This window comes from Pseudideonella sakaiensis, assembly GCF_048320135.1.
GTDB lineage: Bacteria > Pseudomonadota > Gammaproteobacteria > Burkholderiales > Burkholderiaceae_C > Ideonella_A > Ideonella_A sakaiensis_A.
In genome coordinates this window covers 1,671,764-1,684,415 of the sequence record NZ_CP182947.1, presented here as the reverse complement: position 1 = coordinate 1,684,415, position 12,652 = coordinate 1,671,764, and the positions used below count along the sequence as shown (strand labels likewise).

At 68.0% G+C, this 12,652-nt stretch carries 12 protein-coding genes; 6 read left to right on the top strand and 6 right to left on the bottom strand.

All coding sequences use genetic code 11. The features are described 5' to 3' along the window. Nucleotides 1-23: 23 nt before the first annotated feature. Complete coding sequence (locus ACNH6H_RS07550; protein ID WP_418316877.1) at nucleotides 24-962, bottom strand: recombination-associated protein RdgC; 939 nt, start codon at nucleotides 960-962, stop codon at nucleotides 24-26. Between the two features lie 116 nt (nucleotides 963-1,078). Here ACNH6H_RS07550 and ACNH6H_RS07545 point away from each other — a divergent pair, with 116 nt between their 5' ends. Next, entirely contained in the window at nucleotides 1,079-1,621 is a 543-nt protein-coding gene (locus ACNH6H_RS07545) for a DUF924 family protein (protein ID WP_418316876.1), read from the top strand. Between the two features lie 18 nt (nucleotides 1,622-1,639). Here ACNH6H_RS07545 and ACNH6H_RS07540 read toward each other — a convergent pair whose 3' ends face one another. Genes ACNH6H_RS07540 through ACNH6H_RS07530 form a run of 3 tightly spaced genes read right to left on the bottom strand, consistent with a single transcriptional unit; the run spans nucleotide 1,640 to nucleotide 4,846 of the window. Then, nucleotides 1,640-1,930, bottom strand: coding sequence for a hypothetical protein (locus ACNH6H_RS07540; RefSeq protein ID WP_418316875.1), 291 nt, complete (start codon nucleotides 1,928-1,930; stop codon nucleotides 1,640-1,642). Further along, the gene (locus ACNH6H_RS07535) at nucleotides 1,930-3,405 is read right to left on the bottom strand and encodes a diguanylate cyclase domain-containing protein (RefSeq protein ID WP_418316874.1); all 1,476 of its coding nucleotides are present in this window, start codon (nucleotides 3,403-3,405) and stop codon (nucleotides 1,930-1,932) included. The genes ACNH6H_RS07540 and ACNH6H_RS07535 overlap by 1 nt, the downstream gene beginning before the upstream one ends. A gap of 25 nt (nucleotides 3,406-3,430) precedes the next feature. After that, a complete protein-coding gene (locus ACNH6H_RS07530; protein WP_418316873.1) occupies nucleotides 3,431-4,846 on the bottom strand; it encodes an aminopeptidase P N-terminal domain-containing protein in 1,416 nt (471 codons plus the stop codon). A gap of 59 nt (nucleotides 4,847-4,905) precedes the next feature. Here ACNH6H_RS07530 and dmeF point away from each other — a divergent pair, with 59 nt between their 5' ends. Further along, the gene (dmeF, locus tag ACNH6H_RS07525) at nucleotides 4,906-5,895 is read left to right on the top strand and encodes a CDF family Co(II)/Ni(II) efflux transporter DmeF (protein WP_418316872.1); all 990 of its coding nucleotides are present in this window, start codon (nucleotides 4,906-4,908) and stop codon (nucleotides 5,893-5,895) included. Between the two features lie 9 nt (nucleotides 5,896-5,904). On the opposite strand, the gene murU is transcribed toward dmeF, so the two are convergent. Together murU and ACNH6H_RS07515 are read right to left on the bottom strand one after the other, a co-directional pair. Further along, nucleotides 5,905-6,618, bottom strand: coding sequence for an N-acetylmuramate alpha-1-phosphate uridylyltransferase MurU (gene murU, locus ACNH6H_RS07520; protein WP_418316871.1), 714 nt, complete (start codon nucleotides 6,616-6,618; stop codon nucleotides 5,905-5,907). Continuing rightward, on the bottom strand, nucleotides 6,615-7,025 hold the full coding sequence (locus ACNH6H_RS07515) for an S-adenosylmethionine decarboxylase family protein (protein ID WP_418316870.1): 411 nt from the start codon (nucleotides 7,023-7,025) through the stop codon (nucleotides 6,615-6,617). The genes murU and ACNH6H_RS07515 overlap by 4 nt, the downstream gene beginning before the upstream one ends. 86 nt (nucleotides 7,026-7,111) lie before the next feature. Here ACNH6H_RS07515 and tkt point away from each other — a divergent pair, with 86 nt between their 5' ends. From tkt to ACNH6H_RS07495, 4 genes are all read left to right on the top strand, one after another. Then, a complete protein-coding gene (gene tkt, locus ACNH6H_RS07510; protein ID WP_418316869.1) occupies nucleotides 7,112-9,163 on the top strand; it encodes a transketolase in 2,052 nt (683 codons plus the stop codon). Further along, nucleotides 9,163-9,645 carry a hypothetical protein gene (locus ACNH6H_RS07505; protein ID WP_418316868.1) on the top strand — a complete coding sequence of 161 codons (483 nt, stop codon included), beginning with the start codon at nucleotides 9,163-9,165 and terminating at the stop codon, nucleotides 9,643-9,645. The genes tkt and ACNH6H_RS07505 overlap by 1 nt, the downstream gene beginning before the upstream one ends. Nucleotides 9,646-9,694: 49 nt before the next feature. Next, nucleotides 9,695-10,708, top strand: a complete 1,014-nt coding sequence (gene gap / locus ACNH6H_RS07500) for a type I glyceraldehyde-3-phosphate dehydrogenase (protein ID WP_418316867.1) — start codon at nucleotides 9,695-9,697, stop codon at nucleotides 10,706-10,708. A gap of 165 nt (nucleotides 10,709-10,873) precedes the next feature. Beyond that, nucleotides 10,874-12,634 carry a S8 family peptidase gene (locus ACNH6H_RS07495; protein ID WP_418316866.1) on the top strand — a complete coding sequence of 587 codons (1,761 nt, stop codon included), beginning with the start codon at nucleotides 10,874-10,876 and terminating at the stop codon, nucleotides 12,632-12,634. Nucleotides 12,635-12,652 lie beyond the last annotated feature (18 nt).

The following is a 12,652-nucleotide window of genomic DNA, read 5'->3' as shown; positions in this document are numbered from 1 at the left end:
TTATCGGTCGCGGCAACAGCGGGTCAGGCGGCAAGCAGCGGCTGCGGCTCGACGACCACCGGCTGCACCGCCATCACGTCGAGTTCGCCGCCGAGCGCGTCGATCAGGTCCGGAATCAATTGCCGCAGTTCGCCGGTCGCGATCGCCGAATCGGCCTCGAAACGGTCGTCCGGACTGCTGTTGTCGTCGAAGACGCCGTCGAGGAAGGCGATCTTCTTCAGTTGCAGGCCGTCGGTCAGCACGAACGAGACGCGGTCGTTCCAGCTCATCGCCAGCCGGGTCGGCATCTTGCCTGCACCGATGTGCTGGCGCACGTCGTCGCCGTCGAGGCCGTGGCGCGCATAACGGACCACCGATTTCATCTCGTCGGCCGATTTCAGCTCGCATTCCCGGTCGATCGTGAAGCCGGCCGGCGCTTCTCCGCTGCCGAGCCAGCCGGCCATCGCGACCGCCGGCGAGACGGTCGACTGCAGCAACATCACCGACAGTCCGTCCGCCACCTTCACGAGGCTGCTGACGACCTCGTCGGCACGTGTCTGGCTGCCGGCGTCGACGATCAGCAACTGGTGTTTCGGATCGATCCAGACCAGCGTCGACGTCTGCTTCGTAAAGGCCATCGGCAGCAGCTCGAGCACCACCTCGTCCTTCAGGTCGCTGCGCTCGCGCTTGCCGGGTTTGCGGCCCGTCCCTTCCTCGATCGCCTTCGCGCGTTCGTCGATGCGGCGCTTGACGACCGACGACGGCAGCAGCTTCTTCTCGATCTGCAGCTTCAGCAGCCACTGCCCGGCGACCGACTCGACCATCGGGCCGTTTGCCTCGCCGCGCGGCTCGACCCAGCCGATTGCCGCCGGCTGGGTCGCGCTGCAGGGCACGAAGCGCTGTTTCGACAAGGCCTCGTCGAGGGCAGAAAGGTCGGGTTGCCAACCGGATCCGATCCGGTAGACGGTCATGTTCTTCAGCATCTGGGGAAAATCGGTGGTGCTCTTCGGGTGGTCGCGGCGAGGCATGTGCCGCAGCGGGGACGCGCAGTCTAGCGGACCGCTTCCGGCACCGGGCCCGGAATGGGCACAATCGGCCGATGGATCCGATTGACGAGGTGCTGCATTTCTGGTTCGACGAACTGGCGCCGGCGCAGTGGTGGAAAAAGGACGACGCCGTCGACCGGCAAATCGTCGAGCGATTTGCACCACTGCAGCGCCGCGCCGCGGCCTGCGAGCTGTTCGGCTGGCGCGCCAGCCCGCGCGGCCGGCTGGCCGAGGTGATCGTGCTCGACCAGTTTTCACGCAACATGTTCCGCGGCCAGCCGCAGGCCTTTGCCAGCGACCCGCTGGCACTGGCGCTGGCGCAGACGGCGGTCGAAGCCGGCGCCGACGGTGAGCTGGACGAAGCCGAGCGCAGCTTTCTCTACATGCCGTTCATGCACAGCGAATCGGCGGCAATCCACGCGATCGGCCTCGGCCTGTTCGAGACGCTCGGCCGCGCCGACAACCTCGATTCGGCGCGCCGCCATCGCGAGATCATCGAGCGCTTCGGCCGTTATCCGCACCGCAATGCCATCCTCGGCCGGCCATCGACGCCGGAGGAAATCGAATTCCTGCAGCAGCCCGGCTCGAGTTTTTGACCTGCAGCCGGCCGGCGCTCAATGCGGCTTGCGCGGCTTGCGGAACGATTTCGCCTGGTAGACGTTGCCGTCCCAGTTGCCGCCGTCCTTGCGCCCGGCGGCGCGATTGATCGCATCGCGCGCAGCGCGCTCGGCCTCGCGGCGATTGCGCCGCCAGTGCCAGATCGCGATCGCGCCGCTTTTCAGGCGGATCCATCCCTGCTGTGCCGTGGCATCGAAACGGTGGCGACGCGGCGGGCTCAGCAGCAGCCGCACGACCAGCAGCACGCAGACCGCCAGCCCGATTGCGGCAAGAATCTGCTGGCCCATCAGTCGCTGCGGCGGCGGTTGATGCCGGCGCTCTCGTAATAGGCCGTCTTGCTCTGATACATGCGCTGGTCGGCCAGGTGCAGCGCCTGTTCGAGCCGCTCGCCTTTCTGGCAGGTGGCGCTGCCGATCGAAAAACTCAGCACGCTGCCGCCGTAGAAGGTGTTGTTCAGCTCGGTCAGTTCGTTGATGCGCTCGGTCATCCGCTCGCCGGCCTGTTCGTCGCTGGCCGGCAGCAGCAGCGCAAATTCATCGCCGCCGATGCGCGCGGCACAACTCGTCTTGTCGACGGCCTTCGCCAGCGCCTCGCCGGCGCGCCGCAGCAGCGCATCGCCGCCGACATGCCCCAGTTCGTCGTTGACGCCTTTCAGGCCGTTCAGATCCAGCATCATCACCGTCACCGGCCACGGCCCGCGCCGCTCCAGCCGCGCCAACTCGTCGGTGAAATAGGAACGGTTGCGCAACTTGGTCAGCGAGTCGTGCTTGCCGAGAAATTCGAGGTAGGCCTCGGCCTTCTTGCGCGCCGTGATGTCGGTCAGCGAGATCAGCACCAGGTCCCAGGATGCCTCATGGCCCGACAGGATCGAGAACTGCAGGTAGACGTCGACGCGTTCGCCGGTCAGCGCATAGTTGATCGCTTCGCGCTGCTGGAAGGTCTTGCCGTTCCACAGGTCGATCAGCTGCTCCTTGAAGTGCAGGTTCATCGCGTCCCGAAACACCTCGTGCAGATTGCGCAGCAGCGTCTCCTTGTCGGGTGCCGCGAACATCTTCAGCGTCTGCTGGTTGACGTCGATGACGCGGATCTCCTGCATGCAGCGCTCGACGAATTCCGGATGGACATCGGTGAAGGTACGGAAATCGCTGACGCCGGCGTCGCGCACCTCCTCGAGCAGCGCCTTCACCGCGCTGAAATCCTCGACCCACAACGAGACCGGCGAATGCTCGAACAGCCCGCGCGCATAGGCTTCGCTGTGCAGCAGCGCGCGCTGTGCGATGCTGCGCTCGGTGACGTCCTCGACCGCGAGCAGCACGCGGTTCCAGGTCGCCTCGTGGCCTGGCATCACGGTCGCGTCGAGCACGATGTCGAGCCGCTTGCCCTGCAGCGTGTAATTGACGGTCGGCCCGCCGAAGGTGGTTTCGCCATTCCACAGCCGGACCAGTTCCTCGATGTGGCCTTCGCGCATGTCGTCGCGGAAGACGCTGCCGAGACCGGCCTGCAGTTCGGCGAGATCGGCCGCGCCGTACAGCTCCAGCGTGCGGCGGTTCACCTTGACCAGTTCGATGCTGGCCCAGCATTCGGCGATGCGCTGCGGGTCGCCGCGCAGCCAGTCGCGCAGATCGACGACACCGTCGGCGCGCCAGCGCTCGAACAGTTCGCGCAGCGCGTGGTAATCCTCGATCCACAACGAGACCGGCGCCAGCTCGAACATCGAGCTGCCGTCGAGTTCGCTGGCCAGTTCGGGTTCGCGTGCTTTCATCGTCGTATCCGGTTGGGTCAGCGGCTCAGCTGTCGCGCATCAGCGCCTCGATCTCGTCGGGAGCAACCGGCACGCCGCGCGTGATCAGTTCGCAGCCGCCGGCGGTGATCACCGCATCATCCTCGATCCGGATGCCGATGTGCCACCATTTTTCGTCGATGCCTTCGGCCGGCCGGACATAGATGCCGGGCTCGATCGTGACAACCATGCCCGGCGCGAGTCGCCGCGACGGCTTGCGAACGCATCGCCCGCCGATGCCGTCGCTCTGCTCGAACGGCGCTTCGTCGAGCGACAGGTATTCGCCGACATCGTGCACATCGCGCCCGAGCCAGTGGCCGGTGCCGTGCATGTAGAAGCGGCGGTAGGCGGCGCTGTCGATCACCGCATCGAGGTCTCCGTCGCGGTTGCGGTCGAGCAGGCCGAGGTCGAGCATGCCCTGCGCCAGCACCCGCACCGCCGCATGGTGGGCGTCGCGCTGGCGCGCACCGGGCCGCGTTTCGGCGACCGCCGCGTCGTGGGCGGCGAGCACCAGCAGGTAGAGCTCGCGCTGCGGCCCGCTGAAACGGCCGCCGCCCGGAAAAGTTCGGGTGATGTCGCTGGCGTAACCGGCAAATTCGCAGCCGGCATCGATCAGGCAGAGCTCGCCCGGAGTCAGCAGCGCATCGCCGCAGGCCGCATCGCCGGCGGCATAGTGCAGCACGCAGGCATTGGCGCCGGCGGCGACGATCGGCGTGTAGGCCGGGCCGCTCGCGCCGTGGCGGCGGAATTCGTGCAGCAGCTCGGCCTCGATCTCGTATTCATGGACCGCGCTGGCGCCGGCACGGAAGCGGGCCGCGCAAAAGGCCATCGCCCGCCGATGCGCGCCGGCCGAGATCGTCGCCGCGCGGCGCATCAGCTCGAGTTCGACCCCATCCTTGTGCAGCCGCATCTCGGCCAGCAGCGGCCCGAGGTCGCGCAGCGTCGTCGGCACCTCGACGCCGAGCCGCGCCCGGCCGCGCAGCACACCGAGCCAGTGCTCGACCCGGTTTTCGATGCCCTCGTGCACACCGAACGGCCACCAGACGGCCGGCTGGCCGTCGAGCAGATCGGGCAGGGTGCGGTCGAGCTCGCCGATCGGCAGCGCACGGTCGACACCGAGGGTCTGCTTCGCGGCATCGACGCCAAGGCGCAGGCCGTCCCAGATTTCGCGCTCGATGTCCTTCTCGCGCAAAAAAATCGTGCTGACGCCGTCGCTTGACAGCACCAGCCAGGCTTCGGGCTCGTTGAAGCCGGTCAGGTGGTGGAAATGGCTGTCATGCCGGTAGGGGTGCTCGCTGTCGCCATTGCGCTGGCGCTGCGGCGCCGTCGGGATCAGCGCAATCCCGCCACCGGCGGCTTGCATCGCGGCGGCGAGGGCGGCACGGCGATCGGCGCAGTGCAGGGAAGGCGGCGTTATGCTCATGAACGGACTATATCGGCGCGGGCGCGCCACAGGTAAGCACAAGGGGCACGCCTTACACGATGGCAGGACACCATCACGATCTGAGCCGCTGGCAGCACAGCCACGCCTTCGATTCCGGCAACCGGCGCGGCGAAGGCCGTACCCGCTGGGTGCTGCTGCTGACGCTTGTGACGATGGTGGCCGAAATAGGCGCCGGCTGGTGGACCGGCTCGATGGCCTTGCTGGCCGATGGCTGGCACATGGGCACGCACGCGCTGGCGCTCGGCGTCGCCGCGCTCGCGTATGGGCTGGCGCGCCGCCACCGTGCCGATCACCGCTACAGCTTCGGCACCTGGAAAATCGAGGTGCTCGGCGGCTATTCGAGCGCACTGGCGCTGCTGCTGGTCGCCGCCGGCATCGGCTTCGAATCGCTGCAGCGGCTGTGGGCGGTGCAGTCGATCGAGGCCGGCATCGCGTTGCAGGTCGCGGTGATCGGGCTGGTCGTCAACCTGCTGTCGGCATGGCTGCTGCACGGCGGCCATGGCCATGCCGACGATCACCACGGCCACGGTCACGGCCATCATCATGGACATGACCACGGCCACCCGCTTGGCGGCGCCCACGGCCACGGTGCGCGCGACGTCAATCTGCAGGCCGCCTATGTCCACGTGCTGACCGATGCACTGACCTCGGTGCTGGCGATCATCGCGCTCGGCGCGGCACTGTGGCTCGGCTGGTGGTGGCTCGATCCGCTGGTCGGTTTGCTCGGCGCGGTCGTGATCGCGGTCTGGGCGATCGGCCTGATGCGCGAGTCGTCGGTGATCCTGCTCGACCGCGAGATGGACCTGCCGCTGACGCAGCAGGTGCGGCGCACGCTCGAATCCGACGGCGACGCGAAGGTCGCCGACCTGCACGTCTGGCGGGTCGGCAGGGAAAAATTTGCCGCGATCGCCGTCCTGGTTGCCGACCGGCCGCTCGCGCCGTCGGTGTATCGGGAACGGCTGCGCATCTATCCGCAGCTGGTCCACCTGTCGCTCGAGGTCAACCGCTGCCCGACGGCCGGCGAATAAGGCGCCGCGTCAGCGGTTCAGCTCGGCCAGTTGTTCCGGCGTGCCGACGTTGTGCCAGCGGCCGCGGTAGACCTCGGCGCTGATTCGCCGCTGCCGCATGCCGGCCTTCAGCAGCGGCCCGAGCGCTGCCCGGCTGCCGGCTTCGATGCCGTCGAGCAGTGCGGCGCGCAGCAGACCGAAATTCGAATACGTCCAGCGGCGCCCGTCCGGGCCGGCGTCATCGGCGAGGCCGCGGCCGCCGGCGTCGATGCCGAAATCGCCGGCCGGATGGAACGGCGGGTTCTCGACCAGCCAGAGGTGGGCCAGGCGCTGCGGATCGTCGCGCATCATCTGCACCGCGGCGGCGTCGAAAACGAACTCCGGTGCGTGAATGTCTGCCGAGGCGACCCAGAACGGATCGTCCGCATCGTCGACCAGCCAGCGCAGCGCGGTCGCGATGCCGCCTGCGGTCTCCAGCGCGCCGCCATGGTCGCGGCCTTCCATCGAATAGCGGATTCGCAGGTTCCAGCGCGCGCCGTCGCCGAGTGCGGCCGCAAACTGCTGCTCGAGCCAGGCGGTGTTGATCACGACCTCGCGGATGCCGGCGCGCGCCAGCGCATCGAGATGCCATTCGATCATCGGCCTGCCGCCGATCTTCAGCAGCGGTTTCGGCGTCGTGTCGGTCAGCGGCCGCATCCGTTCGCCGCGGCCGGCCGCCAGCAGCATCGCCTTCGGTGGTTTCATGCGGCGGCCAGCGGCAGATCGACGCGGCCGCGCTGCAGGCTGTTGTGCACCACGTCCTGTGGTGCAAAAACCGCGCACAGTGCATCGATCAGCTGCCGCGCCCGGTCCCGGTTGTCGACGCCGACATTGCAGACATAGACGTCGAGCGTCACGCTGCCGAATTCCGGCCAGGTGTGGACCGCAAGGTGCGATTCGGCGAGCAGCACGACGCCGGTGATGCCGGCCGGTGGTTTGCCGTCGGCGGCCGCTGCACCGGCTGCGAACCGATGGAACAACTCGGCGACCGGCTGCAAGCCGGCGTCGCGCACGGCCTGCAGGCAGGCGCCTTGCAACGCCTGCGGATCGCTCATCGCGGCCAAGCCGGCCGGGCAGCCGGACAAGTCAGCGGTCAGGTGCAGTCCGTCCATCGCGCGATTATCCAGGGCGGCCGGGTCGGTCGGGGCGGGTCGCCTAAAATCGCCGGTTCTTCAGTTTTTACAGCCCAGGGCATTGCATGGCCGCCGACGCAAACAATTCGAATACCTCGTTGATGGCCAATGCCATCCGCGCGCTGGCGATGGACGCCGTGCAGCAGGCCAATTCCGGCCATCCGGGCGCGCCGATGGGCATGGCCGAAATCGCCGTTGCATTGTGGGGCCGCCACCTTAAGCACAACCCGCGCAATCCGGCCTGGGCCGACCGTGATCGGTTCGTCCTGTCGAACGGCCATGGCTCGATGCTGCTGTATGCGTTGCTGCACCTGAGCGGCTACGACCTGCCGATGAGCGAGCTGCGCAATTTCCGCCAGCTGCACAGCAAGACGCCGGGCCATCCGGAATTCGGCCTGACGCCCGGCGTCGAGACGACGACCGGCCCGCTCGGCCAGGGCGTGGCCAATGCGGTCGGCATGGCGCTGGCCGAAAAGCTGCTGGCCGCGACCTTCAACCGGCCCGGCCACGCGATCGTCGACCACAACACCTATGTCTTCCTCGGCGACGGCTGCCTGATGGAGGGCATCAGCCACGAGGCGGCCGCCCTGGCGGCGGCGTGGAAGCTGAACAAGCTGATCGCGGTCTACGACGACAACGGCATCTCGATCGACGGCAAGGTCGAGCCGTGGTTCATCGACGATACGGCGCAGCGTTTCCGCGCGCTCGGCTGGAATGTCATCGACGGCATCGACGGCCATGATGTCGACGCCGTCGATGCGGCGATCGCGCAGGCGCGCGAGGCCGTCGACCGGCCGACGCTGATCTGCTGCAAGACGGTGATCGGCAAGGGCGCGCCGAACCGCGCTGGCACCGCGAAGGCACACGGCGAGGCGCTCGGCGGCGACGAAATCCGCCTGACCCGCGAGGCGCTCGGCTGGAGCCACGAGCCGTTCGTGATCCCGGAACCGGTCTACGAGGCCTGGGATGCGGGCGATGCCGGTCTGGCCGCCGAGACGAGATGGGTGCTGGCCTTCGAGGCCTACAGCCAGCAGTATCCGGAGCTGGCGGTCGAATTCATCCGCCGCGTCGAGGGCCGGCTGCCCGACAATTTTGCGCAGGTTGCGGTCGATGCCGCGGTCGCGGCGCACCAGCAGGCGGCCACCGCCGCCAGCCGCAAGGCCAGCCAGCTCGCGCTCGAGGCCTTCACCGCAGCACTGCCCGAGATGCTCGGCGGCAGCGCCGACCTGACCGGCTCGAACCTGACCAATACCAGCCACACGCCGCCGCTGCGTTTCGCCGGCGATGCATCGCCGGTGCTCGGCGACGACAACCGCCCGGGCCGCCACATCAACTACGGCGTGCGCGAATTCGGCATGGCCGCGGTGATGAACGGCGTTGCGCTGCATGGCGGCTTCATTCCCTACGGCGGCACCTTCCTGACCTTCAGCGACTACAGCCGCAATGCGATCCGCATGGCCGCGCTGATGAAGCAGCGGGTGATCCATGTCTTCACGCACGACAGCATCGGCCTCGGCGAGGACGGACCGACCCACCAGTCGATCGAACATGCGGCGTCGCTGCGGCTGATTCCGGGCCTCGACGTCTGGCGGCCGGCCGATACCGCCGAGACGGTGGTTGCCTGGGCCTGTGCGCTGCAGAGCGCACAGCGGCCCAGCGCCTTGCTGCTGTCGCGGCAGAACCTGCCGTATGCGCCGAAATCCGGCCTCGACGACATCTCGAAGGGCGCCTATGTGCTCGCCGAGCCGAGCGAGGTCGGGCTGCGCCGGCGCGCGCAGGCGGTGATCATCGCGACCGGCTCGGAAGTGCAGCTGGCGTTGCATGCGCAGCAGCTGCTGGCGGCGCGCAAGATCGCGGTGCGTGTCGTCTCGATGCCGAGCACGACCGTCTTCGATCGCCAGAGCCTTGCCTACAAGCGCGCGGTGCTGCCCGATGCACTGCCGCGCATCGCGGTCGAGATGGGTGCGACCGACGGCTGGTGGAAATACCAGTGCGCCGCGGTCGTCGGCATCGACAGCTTTGGCGAATCGGCGCCGGCGCCGGCGCTGTTCAAGTTTTTCGGCTTTACCGCGGAGAATGTCGCGGCAACCGTATTGAAGGTACTCGGCAAGAAATGATGAACCAGGCCACTTCCAGTCTGACCACGGCGCTTGCCGGCGCCGTATTGGCCGTCTGCACCGCTGTGGCGTTCGCGGCCGACGCGCCGAAAGCCGCCGCGCCCGCGGCGCAGGAGGCCGGCCCGCCGCCCGAATGCACCGCGGCGCTCGACGAACTGTCGCAGGGCATCCCGCAGGCCGAAACCGGCCCGCACCTGCGCAGGATGGGGCTGAAGATCCGCACGCCGATCATCGTTCCGAACGGCCTGCTGACCGAGCGCAACATCGTCAGCGGCGCCCGCGTCCGCGTGATGATCGACAAGACCGGGCAGGTCGTGCCGGGCAGCGTCACGGTGCAGCGCTCGACCGGCGACCCGAAGCTGCCGATCGTGCTGACCGAGGCGGTGCCGGCGACGCTCAGCTTCGACGTCAGTGGCGCGTTCACAGTGCCCGACAAGTTCCCCTTCACGACGGTTTATGTCGTCTGCGCGAGCAGCAGCTGAGCCGCTCGATTCCCGATTTCCCTCCTCTTTCGCAACCAAGGAAGCCAACATGACCATCAAAGTCGCCATCAACGGTTATGGCCGCATCGGCCGCAACGTCCTGCGTGCCCACTACGAGGGCGGGAAAAAACACGACATCGAGATCGTCGCGATCAACGACCTCGGCAAACCCGAGACCAATGCCCACCTGACCAAATACGACACCGCGCACGGACCGTTCCCCGGCAGCGTCTCGGTCGACGGTGACCACATGGTCGTCAATGGCGACAAGATCCGCGTGCTGGCGATCCGCAACCCGGCCGAGCTGCCGTGGAAGGACCTCGGCGTCGACGTCGTGCTCGAGTGCACCGGCTTCTTCACCAGCAAGGAAAAGGCATCGGCCCACCTGCAGGGCGGCGCGAAGAAGGTGATCATCTCGGCGCCGGGCGGCAAGGATGTCGATGCGACGATCGTCTACGGCGTCAACCACGGCGTGCTGAAGGCGGCCGATACCGTGATCAGCAATGCCTCGTGCACGACCAACTGCCTGGCGCCGCTGGTGCAGCCGCTGCACAAGGCGATCGGCCTCGAGACCGGCCTGATGACGACGATCCACTCGTACACCAACGACCAGGTGCTGACCGACGTCTACCACGAGGACCTGCGCCGTGCGCGCAGCGCGACCTCGAGCATGATCCCGACCAAGACCGGCGCCGCATCGGCGGTCGGCCTGGTGATGCCCGAGCTGAACGGCCGCCTCGACGGTTATGCGATGCGGGTGCCGACGATCAACGTCTCGATCGTCGACCTGAGCTTCATCGCGGCGCGCGACACGACGGTCGACGAAGTCAACCAGATCATGAAGAAGGCCTCCGCCGACGGCGCGCTGAAGGGCATCCTCGAATACAGCGACGGCCCGCTGGTCAGCGTCGACTTCAACCACAACCCGGCGTCGAGCGTATTCGACGCGACGCTGACCAAGGTCAGCGGCCGGCTGGTCAAGGTCAGCAGCTGGTACGACAACGAGTGGGGTTTCAGCAACCGCATGCTCGATACGACGGTGGCGCTGATGGGCGCCAAATAAGCGCTTGCAACCGCGGAACAAGGCGCCCCGAGGGGCGCTTTTTCATGCCTTGCGCCCGGACCGGCCGGTTGGCGGAGCGCCTACACTGCGCGATCAATCGAACGCAGGCCGGTCCAGGTGCCGGGCCCCGCGCGTTCGATGCCCACTTCCTGCACGGGTTGGTCGATGTCCTTGCTCAAGCATGCCAGTCGCCTCGGGTCGCTCACCCGTCATTCTCTCGCTGCCGCGCTGCTCACCGTAGTTGCCGTGCCGCTGCTGCCGGCGCATGCCGCGGCCAGCGACAACGCGCGGGTGATCGTCCGCTTCAAGGCCGATTCGGCATTGACCCGGATGCGCGCCTTGTCGGCCAGCGGCGATGCGGCGCCGGAGCGCGCCCAGCTGATGGCACAACGGCTCGGCCTGGCGTTGCGCGCCGGCGGCAGCATCGGCGAGCGCAGCCAGGTGATCCATGCCAGCGGCATCGATTCGGCGGCGCTGGCGGCGCGGCTGGCCAGCCAGCCCGACGTCGAACTGGCGGTGGTCGACCGCCGGCGTCGCGCGTTGGCGATTCCGAACGATCCGCTGTACCTTGCCGGCGGCGTCAACGGGCCGGCGGCAGGGCAGTGGTATCTGCGTCCGCCAACCGCGACGACACCGGCGGCGATCAATGCCGAGTCGGCCTGGGACGTCACGCTCGGCAGCAGCAATGTCGTCGTTGCGGTGCTCGATACCGGCATTCGCTTCGACCATGCCGACCTGCGGCCGGTTGCGGTCGGCGGCAACATCCTGTCGGGATACGACTTCATCAGCGATGCGGCCACCGGCAACGACGGCGACGGCCGCGATGCAGACCCGACCGACCCGGGTGACTGGATCACCGCCGCTGAAAATTCCGGCGGGCCGTTTGCCAATTGCGGCGTCAGCAACAGCAGCTGGCATGGCACCGAGGTGATTGCACTGATCGGCGCGGCCACCGACAACGGCTTCGGCATGGCCAGCATCGGCCGCAATGTCCGGGTCTTGCCGATCCGCGTGCTCGGCAAGTGCGGCGGCTTCGATTCCGACATCCTCGCGGCGATGCGCTGGGCTGCCGGTCTTGCGGTGCCCGGTGTACCACCCAATCCGACGCCGGCGCGCATCATCAACCTGAGCCTTGGCGCCGAAGGCAGCTGCTCGTCGCTGTACAGCAGCACGATCGCCGAGGTCAATGCGCAGGGCAGCATCGTCATTGCGTCGGCCGGCAATTCGGCCGGGCATGCGGTCAGCGAGCCGGCCAACTGCCCGGGCGCGATCGGTGTTGCGGCGACCCGGCATGTCGGCACCAAGGTCGGCTTTTCCGACCTCGGCCCGGAGATCGCGCTCAGCGCGCCGGGTGGCAACTGCGTCGACATCAGCCCGGGCGCGGCCTGCCGCTTTCCGATCCTGACCGCACGCAATGCAGGCACGACCGTGCCGGTCGCCGGCAGCTCGGCGTTTTCGGACAGTTTCCAGATCACGGTAGGCACCAGTTTTGCTGCGCCGATGGTTTCGGGCACTGCGGCGCTGATGTTGTCGGTGCGGCCGGCATCGACGCCGGCCGAGATCCGCCTGCTGCTGCAGCAGAGTGCACGGCCGTTCCCGACCACCGGCGGCGACAACGGCGACGGCAGCGTCGTGCCGCAATGCCAGCCGCCAGGAACCGACAGCAGCGGCAAGCCGATCGACCAGTTGCAGTGTTATTGCACAACAACCACCTGCGGCGCCGGCATGCTCGATGCGTCGGCGGCGGTCAGGGCTGCGGCAGGTCTGGCGCCGACGCCGTCTGCCCCGATACCGACACCGACACCGACGCCGACGCCTGCGCCATCCGGTGGCGGCGGTGGCGGTGCGCTCGGCTGGCCATGGCTGCTCGGTCTGCTCGCGGCCGTTGTTGCGCTCGGCAGGACACGCCGCCCGCGTACCGCCTGACGCCAGCGGTCGGCGCGC